Raw genomic sequence first — 21,745 nt, forward strand, 5'->3', positions numbered from 1 at the left:
CTTGAGCAGCCACAGCGTCGAGTCCGGGATCCACAGGTCCGGGCGATTTCGGGTGCCCGCGATCTCGGTCGCCGTGTCGGTGGGGCGTTCGGGGCGGACCTCGAAGTTCACGCAGCCGCGCTCGACGTCGCCTGCCTGGGCGACGATCTGCTGCACCGGCTCGGCGATGGAAGTGTCCACCGCCAGCGAGACCGTGTCGAGGGAATCGCAGGAGTCCGCACCGGACGCGCGCACGGCCTGCACTCCGAACCAACTGCCGACCACGACGACAACTGCCACCAGCGCGAGCACCGACCAGGTCGCGGCCGAACCGAACCGGCGCGGACTACCGCTGTGACGTCCCGACATCGATGCAACCCCCTGCTCGGCCCCCAGCTGCACTCACGAATGCAACCGCACGCACACTCAGAAGTGACGCGACGCACAGCATAGTAGCCTCCTCAGCGACCGGAGCGGCTTCTGAGCGCATTGACGAACACGTTGGGGATCTCGGCCGGATTTCGTGCGACAAAACTCGTACCGCCTGTGGCGGCCGAAATCTGTTGCAGCACACCGGCATCCGCATCGTCGGTGATGCCGATGGTGACGATGACGACCGGCTTGGACGGGTCCTGCTCGGCTCGCAGAGTCGACAGCAGCTCGTCGAGCGAGATGCTGTCGGGATCCTCGTTGGTGCCGTCGGTGAGGATGATGACGCTGTTCACGGCATCGGGGTCGTAGCCCTGCTGCACGGTGCGGAACGCGGCCAACGTGGTGTCGTACAACCCGGTACCACCTCCGACCAGGGACGGCAGCGTTCGGGTTTGCTGCAACAGCACCTCACGCTGAGTGGTGTTGCCGACCTGCTCGTCCATTCGCCGGATCGGTGCGAGCTCACGGTAGTCCTGATCGCCACCGCCGAGTCCGATCGAGAACGCCCACAACCCCATCGACGCGTTGTCGGGGAACAGCCGATTTCCGGTCTCACTGGCCTGCACCGTCATGGCGATACGCGAATTCGCCCCGGCGCTGTAGTTCATCGATCCGGAGACATCCTCCATCACCAACGCCCGCGACGGGAGCGCCAAGACCTGGTACTGCCGCAGCGTCGACTCGGCGGCCTGTTGGTCGGCAATCGTCAGCGGCGTGACGTTCCCGATCCCCCGATCGGAATCGAGCGGGGCCATGTCTGCGGAGCGGAACCCTGCGTCGGACAGAGCCTGCTGCCCCTGGTCGGATTCGATGGCCGTGGCCAGTGCCGTCCCGACGGACTTCGCGGTCTCGTGTCGATCGCCCGCGGGTTCGGTCACCGCCAGCGGAAAGTTCAGGAAGAAGGCACCGGTCGGCGGAGCCGTCGCGCCGAGTTCGACGTTCTTGTCCTGCTGGTAGTCCAGGAAGGCCTGCTCGGAGACCACCGCGACTCCTCCGTCGGCGACCAGGTCGTCGAGCCTGACCGTCGGATCGGCCTCGCCGCGCGTGGCGGCCTGAGCCTGAGCGATGGGGACGAGCGCCGCCGAGACCGCGTCGAGCATCTTCTCGTCCGATCCGGCCTCGGCCACCGCGCCCAGGATGGCCGCGTCGGACGTGGTGTTGGCCAACGGATTACCGATGCGCAGACCTTCGAGCTTCAAGGCAGTGAGCCAGGTGTCGAAGAACGGCACCTCGTCCTTGCGGGCCGCGAGCACGGCCGGGGTTGCGGCCACCGACTGACTCGCGAGGTCGATCAACGACGCCGTGGACCGCACGGTCTTGCCGACCCACAGCGACGAATCGGGAATCCAGAGCGAGGGAACATCGTCGCCCTTGGCCACCGCGGCCGAGACCTGACCCGATTCGGTGGCGGTGACCTCGACACCGGCACAACCCAGGTCCTCGGCGGGGGTGTTGTCGACGATCTTCTGCAGCACCGGTGCGATCGCCGGATCCGCAGCCAGCGAGTAGGACTGAGTGTCGCCACAGGTGGACCCGAAGGCCTTCAGTGCCACGAAGACTCCACCGCCGACAACGAGCAACAGAACGACGGCGACGACGCCGTACTTGGCGATTCCGCGGCTGCTCGAGCCGGACGACGGGGCACTGTGTTTACCGGGCATAGCGCGCTCCTACTTCATCGGTCGTTCCACAGGCTCCACTCCTGCCCCGTCAGGCGTAGATCTTGACGAACGTCTTCAGCGAGTTCTCGATATCGCCCTTGAGAGCGCGCGCGACACCGGAGCCGATGGGACCGAACAGCGGCGCACCGCCGAGGTTGATGTCGATGGTGATCTCGGAACCGTCACCCTTGGATTTCACGGACATGTTCAGGCCGATCTTGACCCCGCCCTTGCCGTTGCCCTTGAGCTCGAGCTTCTTGGGCGGATCGTAGGACTCGATCTTCCAGGACACCCGGTTGCGCATTCCCTTCACGCTGGCGATGGAGTCCAGGGTGGTGCCGACGGCCAGCTGCTCGGGCAGCTCACCGCGCCATGCTTCGTGGATGGAGAGCCACTGCTCGTATCCGGACAGGTCGGACGCATGCGCCCACGTCTGCTCGGGGGTCAGGGGGACGTCGAGGGAAACCTTCAGCTTGGCCACAGCAGGGATGGTAACCGCTGAACGAAAAATGTCCGTGTGAGGCCTTCCTCACACGGACATCTTCGATGGAACCTGCGTTCGACTAGTGAGCGCTGGCCTTCTCCGCACCGATACCGGTGAGGGAGCGAACCTCCATCTCGGCCTGCTTGTCGGTGCTCTCGGTGTCCTTCGAGATCAGTGTTCCGACGATGCCGAGGACGAATGCCAACGGGATCGACACGATGCCGGGGTTGGAGAGCGGGAACCAGGCGAAGTCCGAGCCGGGGACCATCGACGTCGGCGATCCGGAAACGGCCGGGGAGAAGACGATCAGCACGATGGTCGAGATCAGGCCGCCGTACATGCTGAACAGTGCGCCGGTGGTGGTGAAGCGACGCCAGAACAGCGAGTACAGGATGGTCGGCAGGTTCGCGGCTGCAGCGACGGCGAAGGCGAGTGCCACCAGGAACGCGATGTTCTGACCGTTGGCGAGGATGCCGAGGCCGATGGCGAGCACACCGATGACGACGGCGGTGATGCGGGAGACCTTGACCTGCTTCTTGTCGTCGACCTTGCCCTTCTTGATGACGCTGCCGTAGATGTCGTGGGCGAACGACGCCGAGGCGGTGATCGTCAGTCCGGCGACCACGGCGAGGATGGTCGCGAAGGCGACCGCCGAGATGATGCCGAGCAGAATCACGCCGCCGAGTTCGAAGGCCAACAGCGGAGCAGCGGAGTTCTGACCACCGGCCGAGGCCAGGATGCGGTCGGGTCCGACGATCGCTGCGGCTCCGTAGCCGAGGACGAGGGTGAACAGGTAGAACGCACCGATGAGCGCGATGGCCCACACGACGCTGCGGCGAGCTTCCTTGGCGGTGGGCACGGTGTAGAAGCGCATCAGCACGTGCGGCAGACCCGCGGTACCGAGGACGAGTGCGAGACCGAGCGAGAGGAAATTGATCTTCGAGGTGGCACTGCCGCCGTACTGGGCACCGGGCTCGATGACGTCACGGGCCGCCACGGCCTCGTTGGCCGATCCGGCCACCATGGTCTGAGCGCTGCCGAGCAGTTCGGAGAAGTTCATGCCGAACTTGGCGAGAACGAGGACGGTCATGAACGCTGCGCCGGTGATGAGCAGAACGGCCTTGATGATCTGCACCCAGGTGGTGCCCTTCATGCCGCCGATGAGTACGTACGCGATCATCAGCACGCCGACGATGGCGATGACGATGGACTGTCCGGTGCGGTCGGAGATGTCGAGCAGCAGTGCGACGAGTCCGCCGGCACCGGCCATCTGCGCCAGCAGGTAGAACAGCGAGACCGTCAGTGTGGACAGTGCGGCCGCGGTGCGAACCGGGCCCTGCTTGAGCCGGAAGCTCAGCACGTCCGCCATGGTGAACTTGCCGGTGTTCCTGAGCAATTCGGCGACGAGGAGCAACGCGACGAGCCAGGCGACGAGGAAGCCGATGGAGTACAGGAAGCCGTCGTAGCCGTAGACGGCGATGGCACCGGCGATACCGAGAAAGCTGGCCGCCGAGAGGTAGTCACCGGCGATGGCGACGCCGTTCTGCGGTCCGGAGAAGCCGCCACCTGCGGTGAAGAAATCCGCGGAGGTCGCATTCTTCTTGGATGCGCGGATGACGACGAACATCGTCACGAGGACGAACGCACCGAAGATCGCGATGTTGACGAGGGGTTCACCGACTGTGGTGTCGGTGGCCTGGGCTAATACGTTCACGACTTGGCTCCCTGGGAGGCTTCCATCTCGGCGCGCAGGGCTGCGGCTCGAGGATCGAGTTCACGGTTGGCGAACTTCACGTAGATGCCGGTGATGGCGAATGTCGTGACGAACTGGCCGAGGCCGAGCAGCAGACCGACGTTGATGTTGCCCCACACCTTGGTGGACATGAAGTCCACGGCGTAGGTGCTCAGCAGCACGTAGACGACGTACCAGACCAGGAAGAACCCGGCCATCGGGAACACGAAGCTACGCAGGCGACGCCTGAGTTCCTGGAACTCGGGACTGGCCTGCATGTCGACGAACGCTTGCGCGTCCGGTGGCGAATTGGTTTCCGGTGCGGTCACCTTGGACTCCTGAAGTTGATGTGAGCTTTAGCTGACTCGGAACATTAATGAGAGTCAGGTCACAAAATCAGGAGGTGGTGTCGATCACACGATGGGCTGCGGGAGTGTGCGACGAGCGGTCGCGAATGGCAGTCGAGCGGTGGCGGCCGGGAGTGGAGCCTGCGGAATGACCCCACGAGGGAGTGGAGCCTGCGGAACGACCCAAAGAGGGAGTGGAGCCTGCGGAACGACCCGAAGACGCAGTTACAGTTCGCGTTCTCGGTCTTTGCCCATGTCGAGGCCCTCGGGGAGGTGCAGTCGCGCGAAGATGCGGGAGATGTCCGACGGGACGGTCTTTCGGGTGGCGAGGCTGACGGCGATCATCGAGGCGAAGGCGACGGGGACGCTGACGGCGGCGGGGTAGCCGAGGATCGCTGCCGCCCAGCCGCCGAGGACGCCGTCGGAGATGGGGGTCACGACGGAGATCGACGCGGCGACGAGTGAGATGCCGCCGCCGAGGAGCAGTCCGGTTGCCGCTCCGGCCGCGGTGAGTCCGCGCCACCAGATACCCAGCACGAGCAGTGGGCACAGGGTGGACGCGGCGACGGCGAAGACGAGCCCGACGGTGCGCGAGAGGTCGAGTGAGACAACGCCGATCGACAGCGCCAACGGCACGGCTCCGGCGAGGATCGCGGCGACGCGGAAGTCTCGGACCTTGCCCGAGAGGACGTCGGTACTGAGCACCCCTGCGATGCTGACCAGCAGTCCCGACGACGTCGACAGGAACGCAGCGATGGCACCGGCGGCCACGAGTGCGGCGAGCAGTTGTCCCGGTATTCCGGAGAGCACCGAGCCGGGCAGCAGCAGGACCGCTGCGTCGGATGCTCCGGTGATCAGCAGTTGCGGAACGTACAGCCGGGCGAAGACGCCGAGCACCGTCGGGAACAGGTAGAACATGCCGAGCAACGCCAGGACGGTGAGCGAGGTCAGCCGCGCCGCTCGGCCGTCCGGGTTGGTGTAGAAGCGCACCAGCACGTGCGGCAGGCCGAGGGTTCCGAGGAACGTGGCCAGAATCAGCGAGTACACCTGATACAGCGGGTGCGCGCCGCCCAGTCCCCCGCCCGGCATCGCCCACGCCCGGTCGGTGGTCGGCGCTCCCGCGACGACGGGAACGGGCGATCCGGCGTCGAGCGTCAACGACGTGCCCGAGCCCAGCCGGTGTTCGCCTGCGTCCAGCAGGACTCGCCCGTCGACGCTCTCGTCGTCGAGGGTTCCCGTCACGGCGACCACGATCGGCGAATCCACCTGTACGAGAACGTCGGTGGTGATGTCGACGACGGTCTGCTCGGTCACCGTCGGTGGGGCCGGGCTGCCGACGCTGCGGTCGTCGGCGAAGAAGTGCACGGCCAGCACCAGTGCCGGGATGGCGATCGCGGTGAGCTTGAGCCAGTACTGGAACGCCTGGACGAAGGTGATCGAGCGCATGCCACCGCCGACGACGTTCGCGATCACGATCAGCCCCACCGCCAGGGCACCGACCCAGCCGGGCACTCCGAGCAGAATGTTCAGGGTCAGGCCGGCACCCTGGAACTGCGGCACCAGATACAGCGCGCAGATGACCACCACCACCAGCATCGCCACGGTTCGCAACCATGGTGCACCGAGCCGGAATTCGACGAAATCGGGCACCGTGTACGCGCCGCTCCTGCGCAGCGGTGCCGCGACGAACAGCAGCAGACCCAGATAGCCCGCGGTGAAGCCGACCGGATACCACAGCGCATCGGCTCCGTACTTCGCGATGAGCCCCGCGACCCCGAGAAACGATGCGGCCGAGAGGTATTCGCCGCTGATGGCGGCGGCATTCCAGCGTGGCCCGACGGTACGCGAGGCCACCAGGAAGTCGGAGGTGGTGCGGGCCAGCCGAACTCCGTAGATGCCGATGCCCACCGTGGCGACGGCGGCCACCAACAGCGCGATCACCGTCGCGATCGGAATCGATCCGTTCACGTGCGCCTAGTCCTCGACCAGGCCGACGAACTCGGTCTCGTTGCGTTCGGCCCGGCGCACGTACGCCCAGCCGACAGCGAACAGCAACGGATAGATCGCCACCCCCAACACCAACCACGGCAGCCCGATGCCGAACGGCGCGACGTCGGTGAAACGGGCGAGGAGCATGCCCAGCAACGGAATTGCGAACAGAATCGACAGCGTCATCACCGCCAGGCGCACCGACAGCAACAGCTGCGCGCGTACCAGGCTACGGACCAGGGCGTCGCCGACCTCGGTTTGCTCCTGCACTTCGACACGGGTGCGCACCATCCGCGCACCGCGACGTTGCGAGAGCACCACCCGCTGCCGGTGTGGCTGACTCATCCCGTCACCTGGACGACCACGATTGCAGCGGACCGCGGACCAGTCTGTCCTTGAGTTCTCTGGCGTGCCGTCGGCTCACCGGAAGTTCGCAGGCAGCGAGGTTTCCACTGGCCCGCAGGCATACCACCAGACCCGAACCGACGCTGCGGATCCCCGTGACCAACCGCAGCGAGACCAGGTACGAGCGGTGCACGCGGAGGAATCCGGCGTCCGCCCAGCGGCTTTCGAGGGTCGAGATCGGTATGCGCACCAGGTGCGAGCCGTTGGAGGTGTGCAATCTCGCATAGTCGCCGTCGGCCTCGACCCACGCGACCGACGACCGGTGCACCAAGGTGGTGGTTCCGCCGAGTTCGACGGGGATGACCTCGTCGGCCGAGGTGTCGGCGGACTCCGCGGGTCGGCGGCGCGCGAGCAGCACCCGGCGCAGTGCCTCGGTGAGCCGGTCCTCTCGCAAGGGCTTGAGCAGGTAGTCGACGGCACCGAGATCGAAGGCGGCCAGTGCCCGGTCGTCGTGGGCGGTGACGAACACGACGGCGGGTGGCCGCGCGAATGCCGACAGGATGCCGGCCAGTTCCAGGCCGTCGAGTCCGGGCATGTTGATGTCGAGGAACACTGCATCCACCGGCTGCGCGGAGGTCTGTTGGAGCTGCCGTAGTGCGGTGGTGGCGTCCTGCGCGGTGAACACCTCGGCGACGGTGTCCTGCTGGCGCAGCAGAAAGGCGAGTTCGTCCAGTGCCGGGCGCTCGTCGTCGACGGCGAGCACGATCAACCCACGGCCGGGGGCCATGTTGGCAGCCTGCGTCATGCCCGCACACCCGGCCTGAATTTGGGCACGCGCAGGCTCACTTTGGTGCCTGCGCCCGGTGCGGTGTCCACTACGAGACCGTAGTCGTTTCCGAAGGCTGCCCGCAGCCGATCGTCCACGTTCGCCAATCCGACATGGGCCGCGTCCTCGGTGTGCAGGCTTCCCGAACGCAGCACATCGGGATCCATCCCCACCCCGTCGTCCTCGATACTGATCACTGCGTCGGTGCCCTCGTCGGCGGCGATGATCGTCACGCGGCCGCCGTCGGCCTTGCCGGACAGGCCGTGCCGGACGGCGTTCTCGACGAGCGGCTGCAGCGCCAGAAACGGCAGCGCGACGCTCAACACCTCGGGCGCCACCTGCAACGTGACCTGCAGGGAATCACCGAAGCGGGCCCGTTCGAGCGTCAGGTACCGATCGATGTTGCGTAGCTCGTCCGCGAGCACCGTGAACTCGCCTGCGTTGCGGAACGAGTATCGGGTGAAGTCGGCGAACTCGAGCACCAGCTCCCGCGCTCGATCCGGGTCGGTGCGCACGAACGACGCGATGGTGCCGAGCGCGTTGTAGATGAAGTGTGGGCTGATCTGTGCGCGCAGTGCCCGCACCTCGGCGCGGTCCAACCGCGCCCGGGACGCGTCGAGTTCGGCGAGCTCGATCTGACCGCACGCGTAGCGCGCGACCTCAGCGATGGCCCCGAGCATGCCCGGTCCGGGCTCGGCGACGACGGCTGCCCCCAACACCCCGACCACAGGAGACTCGTCGACGACCAACGGCTGCACCACCAGCGCTCTGACCTCGTGGATCGAACCGAGCGGCAGACGCACCAGGACGCGCCGCTGCCCGTCCACCGCCCGCTTCGCCGCCTCGACGAAGGCCGGTGTCAGCTCGTCCCACGGGCCGTCCCAGGCCAGCAGCGAACCGTCGGGATCGCAGATTCCCAGTGCGTCCGCACCGGTCAGTACCCGCAGGTGCGGCGCGGCCGCGGCAGCCGAGCGAGTGTCGAGACCGTCACGCAACGGCTTGGCGGCCAACGACGCGGTGTGCAGGGTGGCGTGGACGGCTCGCTCGGCCGGTGTGGTGAGGTCTCGTCGACCGCGCAGACTGATCACGGCGATGACCGAGACGATCACGGCCACGATCACCGCCAACGACGCCAGTGCCGCGGTCATCGCGCGCACGTCGTCGAGGTGGGCACGTTCAGGAAGCGTTCGACGAGCCAGTCGACTCCGATGCCGTTGGCGGCCAGTTCGGCATGGCCCTGCTCCGGTTCGGAGCGAAGCTCGACGTCGTCGCCCAGTGCGCAGGCCTCGGCCACCGCGTCCCGGGTCCATTGGGGATCGATGAGATCGTCGCGTTCGCCGACCAGGACCAGGAGCGGTACCTCGGTGCGAGACGTCGGTACCGCAACCGATTCGAGCCACTGCGTCATCCGATCCGATGCATCCGCGGAGTCCGGGAAGGCGTCGGCCGGATCGAGAACGGCTCCGGCGTCGGCCTTGGAGAAGCCGAGCAGGTCACTGCAGGCGGTCAGCGCGGTCACGTTGTCGGCGAACGTGCCGCGGATGTAGTCCGCGCGTTCGGCACTCGGATCTGCGGCGTGCAGACCCTCGTAGAGATACGGCACCAGCAGCTGACGCGGCACGGTCTGCTCGGTCTCGGGCGCGAAGAACCGCGTCAGATCGGCCGCGGGCGACAGTGCCGCGGCACCGACCAGTTGCAGACCGTCGCCGTAGTCGCCACTGCGCTCGGCCGCCGCCCAGACCGCTTGTCCGCCTTGGGAGGTGCCCACTGCACCCCACCTGGTGCCGACGTCGGGAACCACGTTGCGGGCCGCGCGCACCGCGTCGATCACGTCGTACGCTGCGGCGTCCCGGTCGAGGTACGCGGGATCTCCCGGCGTTCCGAGCCCCTGGTAGTCCGTCACCACGACCACGGTGCCGCGTTCGAGGAACGGCGTCACCAATCCGATGGTGCCCAACAGGTTCGGATAGAGCGAGGGTGCGCACTCGTCGGTGACACCGGTGGTGCCGTGCCCGACGGAGACGATCGGCCAGCCACCGGGCGGAGCAGAACCCTTGGGCACGAACACCGTTCCCGATGCCTCGGTCCCGCCCCCGGTGACTCCGTCGGTGGTGCGGTAGACGATTTTGGTGGCGGTTCCGCCGAGGTAGGCGACACCGATGTCGACCTGCCCCAGCAGCATCGACGACACGATCTCACCGCGTTCGAGGCCTTCGGGTGCCGCGACAACAGTGGGGGCGGGTTCGACGGATTCGGCGGTGGGAGTGCTGCACGAGGCAAGGGCGAACACCAGTGCCGCGGCGACCACCGGTCCGGTCGACCTCACTGTCTCTGCGCTCCTACGGTGTACGTCGTGCGATGCGAGCCTCCGCCGCAATTTCCTCCACGTCCAGACCATTCAACACTGCCCGCAGGGCTTCGTCCTCCAACTCCCCCGAGTCGCGAGCCGCGATGAGCGCCGCCCGCTGCGCGACCAGGACGTTGTGCCGCAGCGAATCGAACAACGCCCCGGCCGCCGCGATCCGCTTCTCGCGATCCTCGGTCTCGTCGGCATCCAAACGAGCGCGCACCGAGCGTCGGACTCGCTCGATCACCTCGTCGACGCGCTCGCTGTCCACTCCCGCAATTCCCTCCTTCGCCGCGCGCTGGAGGTAGTCCTCTGCCGCCGTCCGGGCGATGGCCTGCGACAGCAGCCGCTGATTGTCGTTGCGCTGCTGCTCGAGTGGATCGGCCACGTCGAGCCGTCGGATCAACAGCGGAAGCGTCAGGCCCTGCAGCAGCAACGTACCGACGGCGACGACGAAGGCCACGGCCTGAATCACCGCGCGCCCGGGGAATTCGTCGCCGAGCACCGTGGTCAGCGGTACACCGGCCGCCGCAGCGAGCGTGACCACCCCACGCATGCCCGCCCAGGAGAGCACCAGGTTCTGCTGCCACGTGAGACCGGTCTCGGCCGGCGATGATCGCCGGAACAGCTTGCGAAGCAGCATGTTTCGCCCGGAGTTGACGAATATCCACGCTGGGCGGACGGCCATCACCACCACCAGGACCAGCACCGCATAGGCGAACACGTGGTGCACCGGCAGCCCTTCACGCTGGACTTCCTCGATGACGAATTTCAGCTGTAAACCCATGTAGGCGAACACGAATGCTTCGAGCAGAAGATCCAGCGTCGGCCACACCTGCCGTTCCTGCACCCGAGTGGAGACCGACACGTCGGCGGTGACGCGGCCCAGCACGAAACCCGCGGTGACGACGGCGAGCACACCGGAGGCATGCACCTCCTCGGCCGCCAGATACGCGGTGAACGGCAGCACCAGACCGAGCACGGTTTCCAGCGCCGAGTCCGCGATGCGATTGCGGACGAACCGCACGATGCGCGCCAGGACCAGCCCCACGAGCACGCCGCCCGCGATCTCGTAGAGGAAGAACAGCACCGGTGAACCGAGTTCGATCCGACTGCCCGTCACCGAGGCGACGGCCAGGGTGAACAGGGTCAACGCGGCCGCGTCGTTCACCAGAGACTCGCCGGTGAGGATGGCCATCATCCGAGCAGGCAGGCCGAGCTTGCGGCCGACAGAGACCGCGGACACCGCGTCGGGCGGGGCGACGACGGCACCGAGCACCAGAGCCGCACCCAGCGTCAGTTCCGGGATCAACAGGTTCGCGAACCAGCCGACCACGAACGTCGTCACGATCACCATGACCAATCCGAGCCGGAGTATCTGGCCGAGATTGCGCCGAAAGGTGACGAACGAGAAATCCAGCGCGGCGGAGTACAACAGCGGCGGAAGCACCACGCCGAGGATCAGCTCGGGCGAGAGACTGACGTGCGGCACTCCGGGAACGAACGAGGCGATGGATCCGACGGTGACCAGGACGAGCGGAACCTGCAGATCGACGCGCCTGGCGAAACCAGCGACCGCGATCGCGAAGATGACTACGAGAAGAAGAATCGGTCCGTCCACCCCGACGATTGTGCCGTCAGCCGCACCCTGGGGCACGACCGACGGACACGATCACCGATAGGAGGAGACCGGAAGGTCCTACTTGTCCGGAATCGCCTTCTTGACAGCGTCCTGAACCTTGTCGACCTTGTCGGCGTACTTGCCGCCGGTCTTGTTGTCGATGAAGTCCCCCGCCTTCTCCACGACGTCGTCGATCTTGTCCGAATTCTCGGCCGCAAGATCCTTGCCCTTGTCGACCATGCCCTTCAAATTGTCTGCGAAGCCCATGAAACTCTCCTGCCGGTCGGGTGCAACGGAACACCCGAAAGCCTACGTTTTGTTCTGCCTGTTGCGTAGTGCCGATCCGAATCGATGGGCGACCTCGACGAGCGCAATGCCGATACCGCCGATGATCAAGGCGCTGGTGGTGGCTCCGACGTTGGAGGGGTCGAGCTTGAAGAAGGTGCGGCAGAACGGGATTGCGAACAGCAACAGGTAGCCACCGACCGACCCACCGAGCAGCAGGATCTTCCACCAGTTGTAGGGCCGCGCGACGACGGCCAACACCCACAGCGCAATCATGATCAGGGTGATCAGCGCGGTGGTACTGGCCTGCGTCACCTGGGTCTCGGTCGCGTTCGGGCCTGCATAGACCAGCAGGTACGAGATGAACGTGCACGAGCCGACGATCAAACCGGACGGCACGGCCAGCCGCATCACCCGCGAGACGAATCCACTGCGCGCCCGCTCGTTGTTCGGCGCGAGCGAGAGCACGAAGGCCGGGATACCGATGGTGAACCAGGCAGCGATCGTCACGTGCCGCGGAAGGAACGGATACGGAATCGGCTCGAAGTGGAAGATCTGCGACAGCACGCCCGAGAGCCCGATGAGGAACGCCAGCAGTACCGAGTACACCGTCTTGGTGAGGAACAGATTGGAGACACGTTCGATGTTGCCGATGACGCGTCGCCCCTCCCCTACGACGTAGGGCAACGTGGCGAACTTGTTGTCCAACAGCACGATCTGCGCGACGGCTCGCGTAGCGGCGCTTCCCGAACCCATCGAAACGCCGATGTCGGCGTCCTTGAGCGCGAGCACGTCGTTGACGCCGTCGCCGGTCATCGCGACCGTGTGGCCGCGAGATTGCAACGCGCCCAGCATCGCTCGCTTCTGATCGGGCCTGACGCGGCCGAAAGTGGTGGAGTGTGCCAGAGTGTCGGCCAGCTTCTCGGAGTCCTCGGGAAGATCACGCGCATCGATCGGGGCGTCGCCGCCGGGCAGGCCGAGTGAACCGGCGACCGCGCCGACCGAGACGGCATTGTCGCCGGAGATGACCTTGACCTCGACGTACTGGCTCGCGAAGTACTCCAGCGTGTCTCGGGCATCCTCGCGCACCTTCTGCTCGAGAATCACCAGGGCACGCGGGGCGACGACACCGGGCGCGTTCGCGTCGTCGACGGCAGCGTCGGAGCTGGCGAGAAGCAACACCCGCAGGCCTTTCGAACCTGCGGATTCGGCCCGTCGAGCCGTCTCGGAGCCGGAGTCGAGCAGTACGTCCGGGGCACCGAGCAGCCAGTTTCCGTGCTCGCCGTAGGACAGTCCACTCCACTTCTTGGCCGAGGAGAACGGGGCAACCGCCGTCTGAGTCCACCCGGGCGCGTCCGGATACGCCTCACCGACCGCCTGCACACTCGCGTTCGGCCGCGGATCGTCGTGGGCCAGAGACGCGAGAGCCTGTGTGACCGAATCGGAATCGCGGCTGTCGATCAGCACCAACTCGGACAGCCGCATGCCGTTCTCGGTGAGGGTGCCGGTCTTGTCCGCACACACCACGTCGACGCGGGCGAGGCCTTCGATCGCAGGCAGCTCCTGCACCAGGCACTGCCGTTGACCGAGCCGGACCACGCCCACCGCGAACGCGATCGACGTCATCAGCACCAGACCTTCGGGCACCATCGGGACGAGCGCGGCGACCATGCCGTTGAGGGCAGGCCCCAAAGCCTGTCCGCTGGAGAACAATTGGTTGTAGATGATCAGCGCACCGGCCGGAATCATCAGGTAGGTGATGAATTTGAGGATCTTGTCGATACCGCTGCGCAGTTCGGACTTGACCAGAGTGAACTTGCTGGCCTCCTCGGCGAGCTTGGCTGCATAGGCGTCGCGCCCCACCTTCGTCGCGCGGTACGCACCACTGCCCGACACGACGAAACTTCCCGAAAGCACCTGCGCCGCCTGAAGTTTGTGCACCGTGTCGGCCTCGCCGGTGAGCAACGACTCGTCGATCTCGAGGCTCTCGGTCTCGATCACCTCACCGTCGACGACGATCTGATCACCGGGACCCAGTTCGACGATATCGCCGAGTACGACCTCGTCCGGCGGGATCTGCTTCGAGACGCCGTCGCGTCGCACCTGGGGCTTGTTCTGCCCGACGATGGCCAGCCGATCCAAGGTGCGCTTGGCGCGAATTTCCTGCACGATTCCGATGCCGCTGTTCGCGACGATCAACAGCCCGAACATGCCGTCGATCACCGAACCCGTCGAGAGCACGATGATCAACAGCACACCGAGAATCGCATTGATTCGAGTGAACACGTTGCCGCGGACGATGTCGCGAACCGACCGAGAAGCTCGGGCCGGAACGTCGTTCGACTTTCCCTCGGCCCTGAGCCTGGCGACGTCCGCCTCGGTCAGCCCGGTGTCACGCTGCGCATCGGCGTCGATAGACATGCGTGCAGCTTAAACCCGGTCCGGTCAGCCCAGCCGAGCCCACCAACGATCGTCGTGCAGCGTTCGCGTGCCGTCTATTCGTTGTCCCGGCATCGGTACCGCCACCTGAACTCCGACGTCCTGCGCGGCAGCGTGCAGTCGCACGATGGGCTCGGACCAGGGGTGGAAGGCAAGGTTGAACGTGGCCCAGTGAATCGGCACGAAGATGCCCGACGCCGTCAGGTCGATGTGCGCGGTGACCGCTTCCTCGGGATTCATGTGGATGTCCGGCCACCGCACGTCGTAGGCCCCGACGGGCAGCAATGTCAGGTCGAAGGGGCCGTAGTTGCGGCCGATCTCGGCGAACTTCGGGGTGTAGCCGGTGTCGCCGCCGAAGAACACGCGACGAACCGGACCGGCGAAGGCCCAGGACGCCCACTGCGTCGAGTCCCGGGTCAGACCGCGGCCGGAGAAATGTCGAGCTTCTGTGCACGTGACGGTGAGGCCACCGATGTTCGTCTGCTCGTCCCAGTCCAGTTCGATGATGCGCGCCTCGGGCACCCGCCACTTGCGTAGGTGAGCACCGATTCCCAGCGGCACGACGAACGGTGCCGACTGCGTGCTCGCCAGCTTCTGCACCGTCGCCTTGTCGAGGTGGTCGTAGTGATCGTGGGAGATCACGATGGCGTCGACCCGCGGCAGGTCGACCAGCTCGACCGGAGTCGGATGCAGTCGCGCCGGCCCCACCACCGAGGACGGGGAGACGCGATTGCTCCACACCGGGTCGGCAAGAACGCGATAGCCGTCGACCTCGATGAGCACACTCGAGTGGCCGTACCAGGTGACCGCCATCTCGCCCGCGTCCACCGGAGCGATCGGCGGGGCCAGCGGAATCGGGCGCTGGGGCCTGCCCTTGCCGCGCTCGGTGACGAGCGAGACGAACATGTTCTTCTGGTCCTTCTCGCCGCGACCCGGCACGTAACTCGAACTCGGATCGGAGTTGTGGAACCGGCGATCGCGGTATCGCGGCGACCCGGCCGCATAGGGACTGATGTGTACGCGTCTGGCACCGATCGCCGACGGCAGACCCCACGTCGCGCGTGCCAACCATGCACCGCTCAGTGCTGCGGCTGCTCCCAGTACGAACTTCGTCTTCGTCACGGCCCCCAGAGTAGGCGGCGCCGACGTCTTCGCAGCTCACCCGTAGCCTTGCCCTAGAATATTCGCGTCGGTTTTGCTGCTAGAAGGGGAGACATTGAGTACCGAACAGCTCGAATTCCAGGCGGAGACGCGTCAGCTCCTGGATCTGATGGTGCACTCCATCTACTCCAACAAGGACAGCTTTCTCCGTGAACTGATCTCCAACTCCTCGGACGCGCTGGACAAGCTGCGCCTGGAGTCGTACCGCAACAAGGACCTGGACGTCGACGTCTCGGATCTGCACATCGAGATCGACATCGACTCCGCGGCCCGCACCCTCACCATCCGCGACAACGGCATCGGCATGTCCCGCGCCGAGGTCATCGACCTCATCGGCACGCTCGCCAAGTCCGGCACCGCCGAGGTACGCAAGAAGCTCAAGGAAGCCAAGGACGCGGCTGCCTCGGAGGAGCTGATCGGCCAGTTCGGCATCGGCTTCTACTCCACGTTCATGGTGGCCGAGAAGGTCACGCTGCTCACCCGCAAGGCCGGCGAGAGCACGGCGACGAAGTGGGAGTCCACCGGCGAGGGCACCTACGAGATCACCGACGTCGACGACGCCCCGCAGGGCTCCTCGGTGACGCTGGCACTCAAGCCCGCCGACGAGGAGGACCACCTCCACGACTACGCGTCCGAGCGCAAGATCAAGGAACTGGTCAAGAAGTACTCCGACTTCATCGCCTGGCCCATTCGCATCGACGTCGAGAAGCGCGTCAAGAGCGAAGAGGAAGGCGGCGAGGACACCGTCACGATCGAGACCGAAACGATCAACTCGCAGAAGGCGCTGTGGACCCGCTCCAAGGACGAGGTGTCCGAGGAGGAGTACAAGGAGTTCTACAAGCACGTCAGCCACGCCTGGGACGAGCCGCTCGAGGTCATCCCGTTCAAGGCCGAGGGCACGTTCGAATACCAAGCGCTGCTGTTCATTCCGTCGCAGGCACCGTTCGACCTGTTCATGCGCGAGAGCAAGGCGGGCGTGCACCTGTACGTCAAGCGCGTGTTCATCATGGACGACTCGCAGGAACTGCTGCCCGAGTACCTGCGGTTCGTCAAGGGTGTCGTCGACGCAGCGGACCTCTCGCTCAACGTCTCTCGCGAAATCCTGCAGCAGGACCGGCAGATCCGCGCGATCCGTCGTCGCCTCACCAAGAAGGTGCTCTCCACGGTCAAGGAGCTGCAGAGCGAGCAGCCCGACAAGTACAAGACGCTGTGGTCGCAGTTCGGAACGGTCCTCAAGGAGGGCCTGATCTCCGACAGCGACAACCGCGAAACCCTGCTGGGCATCGCGTCGTTCGCGTCCACCAACTCCGAGGAGGGCGTGACCACCCTCGCCGAGTACGTGGACCGGATGAAGGACGGCCAGCAGCAGATCTACTACATGACGGGCGAATCCCGTCAGCAGATCGAGAGCTCCCCGCACATGGAGGCCTTCAAGGCTCGCGGGCTCGAGGTGCTGCTGCTCACCGATTCGGTCGACGAGGTGTGGGTCGGCAACGTCACCGACTTCGACGGAAAGTCGTTCCAGTCCATCGCCAAGGGCGAGGTGGACCTCGACACCGAAGAGGAGAAGAAGGAGTCCGAGGCCAAGCGCGAGGAGCAGGACAAAGAGTTCGCGGACCTGCTCACCTGGCTCACCGAGACACTCGGTGAGGACGTCAAGGAGGTGCGCCTGTCGACGCGTCTGACGACGTCACCGGCCTGCGTCGTCGGCGACGAGTTCAGCTTCTCCCCGCAGCTCGAGAAGATGTACAAGGCGTCGGGGCAGTTCGTGCCGACCTCGAAGCGCATTCTCGAACTCAACCCGACCCACGATCTGGTGACGGGATTGAAGAAGGCCCGCGAGGATCGCAGCGACGATCCGCACCTCGCCGAGACCGCCGAATTGCTGTACGCGACGGCACTTCTCGCCGAGGGAACCGAGCTCAAGGACCCTGCGAAGTTCTCCCGATTGCTGGCGGATCGGTTGACGCGCACCATCTGAGTGCCTGCGGCAGTGGTGTGGTTATGTGCCCTGGGCGGCGCACAACCACACCACTGCGGCGCAGCCGCACTCACTGCGGAGGCAGGATGTGCTCCCCCGTCTTGTCGGTGCTCAGCGACAGTGAACTGATGTACTGCTTCTCCCCGTTCGGCCCCGGCACGTTGGATGCGATCATGTCGGGTCGCTCGAATTCCATGCCGCTGACGTGGCACATCACGAGCGCGTCGGACGGGTTGCCGTGCTCGTCGAACATCGGCAGATCGATACCGTCATCGGTGCGTCGCAGGTAGTACTTACCCTTGGTCGCCACCGCCAGGATGGGCGGAAGAACAAGTGCGAGTACAAGAGCCACGATCGGTGAGTAGGGCTTGATCGCAGATCCGAATGCGCCGAAGAAGACGAGAATCGACAGGATCGCCGATGCTGCCATCGATCCGAAGCCGACCGGATTGATGTTGTAGAGCATGCCGCGTCGGAACTCGGGCACCTTGGGCGAGAGCCCCAGAATGTACTTGTTGAACACGATGTCCGACGCCACCACGGCAATCCACGCGATACCGCAATTGGCGTAGAAGCCGAGGATGCTGTTGAGGAAGTCGAACATGTTGGCTTCCATCAGGATCAGTGCGATGGCAAGGTTGAACAGCACGAACACCATGCGGCCCGGGTACGTCTTGGTGAGGCGGGTGTAGGAGTTGGTCCACGCCAGCGACCCGGAGTAGGCGTTGGTGACGTTGATCTTGATCTGGCTGATGACCACCAGGATCACCGCGAGGGTCATCGCCAGCCAGCCCGGCATGAAGTTCTCGTAGATCTCGAGGAACTGGTGCACCGGCTCGTTGGCGATGGTCGAACCGTCGACGACGTTGGCAATGAGGTACACGGCGAGGAACAGGCCGACGACCTGCTTGAGCGCGCCGAAGATGACCCAGCCAGGACCCGCGAGAAGCACTGCCGTCCACCAGCGTCGGGAGTTCTCGGGAGTCTTGGGCGGCATGAACCGCAGGTAGTCGATCTGCTCGGCGATCTGCGCGATCAACGACAGACACACGCCTGCCGCGAGCATCACCGATCCGATGTTGACGCCTTTGCCGTCGGCACCGTCCTGACCGCCGTAGGCGAAGAACTCCCCGACCGAATCGGGATTGCTGATCACCAGGTAGACGAACGGCAGCACCATCAGCACCAGCCACAGCGGAGTGGTCCAGACCTGAAGCTTGGCAAGGGCTTTCATGCCGTAGATGACCAATGGGATCACCATGATCGTGGATACCGCGTACCCGATGGGCAAAGGAATTCCGAGCCCCAGTTCGAGCCCCTGCGCCATGATCGAACCTTCGAGCGCGAAGAAGATGAACGTGAACGTCGCGAAGATGACGTTGGTGACCACTGATCCGTAGTAGCCGAATCCGCTTCCGCGAGTGATCAGGTCGAGGTCGATGTTGTAGCGGGCAGCGTAGTAGGCGAGCGGAAGTCCGGTCAGGAAGATCACGACCGCGAACACCAGGATGCCCCAGAGTGCGTTGCCGGTTCCGTACGAGATTCCGATGTTGGCACCGATGGCGAAGTCCGCGAGATACGCGATTCCGCCGAGCGCGGACGTCGCGACAACACCGGTTCCCCATTTACGGTAGCTACGCGGCGCGAAGCGCAGCGTGTAGTCCTCGAGCGTCTCTTTGAGCGCGGTGTCTGTCGGCGCTGGTTGTACGGCGGTCATGGGTCAACAACGTAGAACCGCCACGTTGCCGGGGTGTCTTGCGCGGATGTAGCTACTGTTACTCAATCCGGCGATTCGGACATGCGCCCCGGAATCGACCGAGGCGCTCCGCCGCACGCGTCGGTCACCAGCGCGATGAGGCTCGCCAGCACCGGAGCCCGCATCACCCAACCCACCATCGCCCAGCCCAGATTCAGATGCTCGAGTGCGCACCCGACGGCGCGGGTGCCGTCGGCGACGACGCGGCCGTCGGCGCTCTCGTATCGAATGCGGCGCAACTCGCTCGGGTGATTCTCCGCGGCCGCGACGACCAGTCCAGCCGACGACCTTCGCTCGAACCACGGTCCGACAGCACTGCACGGATCGCAGGTGACCGACGCAAACAGCGTGCCCGACGCGCGATCCGCGGTCGGGTTCCATCGTGGGATCCAGTCACGCACGGTCGATCGGTACTCGCGCCACGCTGGTCCGAATCGGTCGTCCAGATGGCCCTTTTCGTTCCAGGCAGCGAGTCCGCTGCTGAAGGCGACGCCCGTCAGCGCAGCCAGGAGCAGAACGAGTTCGCCGATCAGCAGAGCCGCCGATGCCAGAATCAGCACGGCGCACAACTGCATCGGATTCGCCACGTATGCATAGGGACCCGAGACCACGAGCCTGCTGGGTGGGTCCCACGGAAAGGGAGTACCGCCGCCGATGACGGCGAAATCCCACACGGCGCGCAGGGCGACGATGCCGAGCAGTGCGATCAGCTGGATCGTCACCGAATCCAGTGGCCCTCCGATGTCGGCGAGAACAGCCGCCCACGTCTGCCCGGTCGCCTCGAAGGCCGCGGAGGGAATCACGAAGAGCAGCAACGCCGCGAACAGCACCATCTGCAGCAGCACCCGAACCCGCAGCGCTCGCCCAGATGCCGTCAGCATGCCGAGAGCCGTTGCCGGAAGCAGACATACGAGAAGGGCGAGCACTTCGCCCCACCACCACGACGGCTTCAGGACCACCAGGGGCTCGAGACTGCCCATCACCAGAACGTCGGCGGTGACAAGAACCGCGAGGATCGGCAGCGGATTCACCCAGCGGGACAACAGAATCGGCACAGCTCCCCACAACAGTGCCCAGCCGAGAATCACGTCGATCGGCACCTCGGACCACGCGAGACCCTCGGTTCCGAAACTCCACCAGTCGAGCCGAACCGCCAGCGCATTGATCGGCAGCAGACTCACCGCACTCCACAGCAACCCCAACACCGCGGCACCGCGTACGCGCTTGTCGACCACGGCAATCCACAGCGCCGCAACCGATATCAGTGGCACCATCAACACCGCCGCTCGCAGTACCGCGATGTCGAGACCGGTCTGCATCGCTGCGCTCACGCCTGCAGGTCGAGCGAATCCAGCAGATAGCCGGCGGCCCGCTCGGCCACCATGCTCTCGATGGGACCGAAGTACCAGGCGGGCGCGAGTTCGCGATCGAAGTTCAACGTCCACGTCACCGCGGTACGACCGTCACCCCGATCGGCCCAGTCGATGTCGATCGTCTTCCAGGTCAGCCACGACGCGAGCGGGGTCGTATCGGAGACCGCGCGCAGCCGAACCGACGTCGCGGTCTGCTCGACCACCTCGAGCGTCAGCTCCGACGACTGCTCGCCCCAGTGATGTGTCGACAGCAACGCAGGGCGATGGTGCGCGCCCGCGAATTCGATGACGCGCCTGTCACCGACACGCGAGCCCTCGACCTCCCCGCCTTCGAGACGATCGTGCATCGGTGCCGGAAAGCCCCAGGACAGGATGCCCGACGGCTCGACGTCGTGAAACCGCAACGGCGAGCCGACGGCCCGAGCCACGTCGGCGGAGGAGGCGTCGAACACGCGGGTGGACGACACCGTCGAATCCGACGGAAAGGTGGTAGCGGGCAGCACGCCCTCGGAGGCCATGACCAACAGCAGTACCGGGAGAACCGAGACCTGCAGCGTGCCACCGCCGGCCTGCTTACGCACGTATTCGACTACGGCCGCCACGAGAATGGCCACCCCGTAGAACAGGGGTGCTGCGAAGATGACGCAGATGAAGCCTTCACCCAGCACGATCATCGACAGCAACAGGCACACCGTCACCACCTTGACCGTCGTACCGATCACCTTCCCCCACGGAGCGGACAGCACGACGACGATCGCGAGGACGGCGGGAATTCCGATGTAGAACGCAGCAGTCTGGTCCTGGCCGGTTTCCTGCAGAATTTTCCGAACGATCACGGCCGCGGTGAAGGCCAGCACGATGGCGGCCAACACCCACTGCTGACGGTTCGGTCGGTGCCGCTGCTCTGGCACGAACTCTGGCTCGGGTCCCCCTGTACCGGTCATTGTGACAGTCGATCACATCGGCGCAGGTGCCTCGCGCCGAATG

General features: G+C 65.5%; 17 protein-coding genes and 1 pseudogene. 1 reads left to right on the forward strand and 17 read right to left on the reverse strand.

The genetic code is table 11. The features are described from left to right. From CH251_RS11900 to CH251_RS11965, 14 genes and pseudogenes are all read right to left on the reverse strand, one after another. Positions 1-348, reverse strand: a pseudogene (locus tag CH251_RS11900) (hypothetical protein); the annotation flags it as partial. A gap of 92 nt (positions 349-440) precedes the next feature. Next, on the reverse strand, positions 441-2,072 hold the full coding sequence (locus tag CH251_RS11905; protein ID WP_094613445.1) for a substrate-binding domain-containing protein: 1,632 nt from the start codon (positions 2,070-2,072) through the stop codon (positions 441-443). A gap of 49 nt (positions 2,073-2,121) precedes the next feature. Continuing rightward, positions 2,122-2,553: an SRPBCC family protein gene (locus tag CH251_RS11910; protein ID WP_037191822.1), complete on the reverse strand. Its 432-nt coding sequence runs from the start codon at positions 2,551-2,553 to the stop codon at positions 2,122-2,124. 82 nt (positions 2,554-2,635) lie between these two features. After that, the gene (locus CH251_RS11915) at positions 2,636-4,270 is read right to left on the reverse strand and encodes a cation acetate symporter (protein WP_094613446.1); all 1,635 of its coding nucleotides are present in this window, start codon (positions 4,268-4,270) and stop codon (positions 2,636-2,638) included. Further along, a complete protein-coding gene (locus CH251_RS11920; RefSeq protein WP_094613468.1) occupies positions 4,267-4,566 on the reverse strand; it encodes a DUF485 domain-containing protein in 300 nt (99 codons plus the stop codon). Before CH251_RS11920 ends, CH251_RS11915 begins: the two co-directional genes overlap by 4 nt. A gap of 294 nt (positions 4,567-4,860) precedes the next feature. After that, positions 4,861-6,603, reverse strand: coding sequence for a cation acetate symporter (locus tag CH251_RS11925; protein ID WP_094613447.1), 1,743 nt, complete (start codon positions 6,601-6,603; stop codon positions 4,861-4,863). 6 nt (positions 6,604-6,609) lie between these two features. After that, positions 6,610-6,969: a hypothetical protein gene (locus CH251_RS11930; RefSeq protein ID WP_094613448.1), complete on the reverse strand. Its 360-nt coding sequence runs from the start codon at positions 6,967-6,969 to the stop codon at positions 6,610-6,612. 4 nt (positions 6,970-6,973) lie between these two features. Further along, a complete protein-coding gene (locus CH251_RS11935) occupies positions 6,974-7,774 on the reverse strand; it encodes a LytTR family DNA-binding domain-containing protein (RefSeq protein WP_179273513.1) in 801 nt (266 codons plus the stop codon). Continuing rightward, positions 7,771-8,943: a sensor histidine kinase gene (locus tag CH251_RS11940; protein WP_094613470.1), complete on the reverse strand. Its 1,173-nt coding sequence runs from the start codon at positions 8,941-8,943 to the stop codon at positions 7,771-7,773. The genes CH251_RS11935 and CH251_RS11940 overlap by 4 nt, the downstream gene beginning before the upstream one ends. After that, the gene (locus CH251_RS11945; protein ID WP_094613449.1) at positions 8,940-10,121 is read right to left on the reverse strand and encodes a lipase family protein; all 1,182 of its coding nucleotides are present in this window, start codon (positions 10,119-10,121) and stop codon (positions 8,940-8,942) included. Before CH251_RS11945 ends, CH251_RS11940 begins: the two co-directional genes overlap by 4 nt. A 13-nt stretch (positions 10,122-10,134) precedes the next feature. Next, positions 10,135-11,763, reverse strand: a complete 1,629-nt coding sequence (locus CH251_RS11950; RefSeq protein ID WP_094613471.1) for a Na+/H+ antiporter — start codon at positions 11,761-11,763, stop codon at positions 10,135-10,137. Between the two features lie 78 nt (positions 11,764-11,841). After that, entirely contained in the window at positions 11,842-12,030 is a 189-nt protein-coding gene (locus CH251_RS11955) for an antitoxin (protein WP_037191803.1), read from the reverse strand. A 42-nt stretch (positions 12,031-12,072) separates the two neighbouring features. Further along, positions 12,073-14,469 carry an HAD-IC family P-type ATPase gene (locus CH251_RS11960; protein WP_094613450.1) on the reverse strand — a complete coding sequence of 799 codons (2,397 nt, stop codon included), beginning with the start codon at positions 14,467-14,469 and terminating at the stop codon, positions 12,073-12,075. Positions 14,470-14,493: 24 nt separating this feature from the next. Further along, positions 14,494-15,618, reverse strand: a complete 1,125-nt coding sequence (locus CH251_RS11965) for an MBL fold metallo-hydrolase (protein ID WP_373454945.1) — start codon at positions 15,616-15,618, stop codon at positions 14,494-14,496. Positions 15,619-15,703: 85 nt separating this feature from the next. Between CH251_RS11965 and htpG the strand changes: the two genes are divergently transcribed. Further along, the gene (gene htpG, locus CH251_RS11970) at positions 15,704-17,629 is read left to right on the forward strand and encodes a molecular chaperone HtpG (protein ID WP_094613452.1); all 1,926 of its coding nucleotides are present in this window, start codon (positions 15,704-15,706) and stop codon (positions 17,627-17,629) included. A gap of 70 nt (positions 17,630-17,699) precedes the next feature. Here htpG and CH251_RS11975 read toward each other — a convergent pair whose 3' ends face one another. From CH251_RS11975 to CH251_RS11985, 3 genes are all read right to left on the reverse strand, one after another. Next, positions 17,700-19,346, reverse strand: coding sequence for a cytosine permease (locus tag CH251_RS11975; protein ID WP_094613453.1), 1,647 nt, complete (start codon positions 19,344-19,346; stop codon positions 17,700-17,702). Between the two features lie 62 nt (positions 19,347-19,408). Continuing rightward, positions 19,409-20,716: an isoprenylcysteine carboxylmethyltransferase family protein gene (locus tag CH251_RS11980; RefSeq protein WP_256979010.1), complete on the reverse strand. Its 1,308-nt coding sequence runs from the start codon at positions 20,714-20,716 to the stop codon at positions 19,409-19,411. Then, positions 20,713-21,702, reverse strand: coding sequence for a hypothetical protein (locus tag CH251_RS11985; RefSeq protein WP_256979011.1), 990 nt, complete (start codon positions 21,700-21,702; stop codon positions 20,713-20,715). Before CH251_RS11985 ends, CH251_RS11980 begins: the two co-directional genes overlap by 4 nt. Positions 21,703-21,745 lie beyond the last annotated feature (43 nt).

The organism is Rhodococcus sp. 06-462-5, from assembly GCF_002258315.1.
In the GTDB taxonomy this organism is placed as follows: Bacteria; Actinomycetota; Actinomycetes; order Mycobacteriales; family Mycobacteriaceae; genus Rhodococcoides.

Coding starts and splice junctions, on each gene's coding strand:
- CH251_RS11905 (WP_094613445.1), bottom strand. CDS start 2,072: ATGCCCGGTAAACACAGTGCCCCGTCGTCCGGCTCGAGCAGCCGCGGA.
- CH251_RS11920 (WP_094613468.1), bottom strand. CDS start 4,566: ATGCAGGCCAGTCCCGAGTTCCAGGAACTCAGGCGTCGCCTGCGTAGC.
- CH251_RS11930 (WP_094613448.1), bottom strand. CDS start 6,969: ATGAGTCAGCCACACCGGCAGCGGGTGGTGCTCTCGCAACGTCGCGGT.
- CH251_RS11935 (WP_179273513.1), bottom strand. CDS start 7,774: ATGACGCAGGCTGCCAACATGGCCCCCGGCCGTGGGTTGATCGTGCTC.
- CH251_RS11940 (WP_094613470.1), bottom strand. CDS start 8,943: ATGACCGCGGCACTGGCGTCGTTGGCGGTGATCGTGGCCGTGATCGTC.
- CH251_RS11955 (WP_037191803.1), bottom strand. CDS start 12,030: ATGGGCTTCGCAGACAATTTGAAGGGCATGGTCGACAAGGGCAAGGAT.
- CH251_RS11960 (WP_094613450.1), bottom strand. CDS start 14,469: ATGTCTATCGACGCCGATGCGCAGCGTGACACCGGGCTGACCGAGGCG.
- CH251_RS11975 (WP_094613453.1), bottom strand. CDS start 19,346: ATGACCGCCGTACAACCAGCGCCGACAGACACCGCGCTCAAAGAGACG.
- CH251_RS11985 (WP_256979011.1), bottom strand. CDS start 21,702: ATGACCGGTACAGGGGGACCCGAGCCAGAGTTCGTGCCAGAGCAGCGG.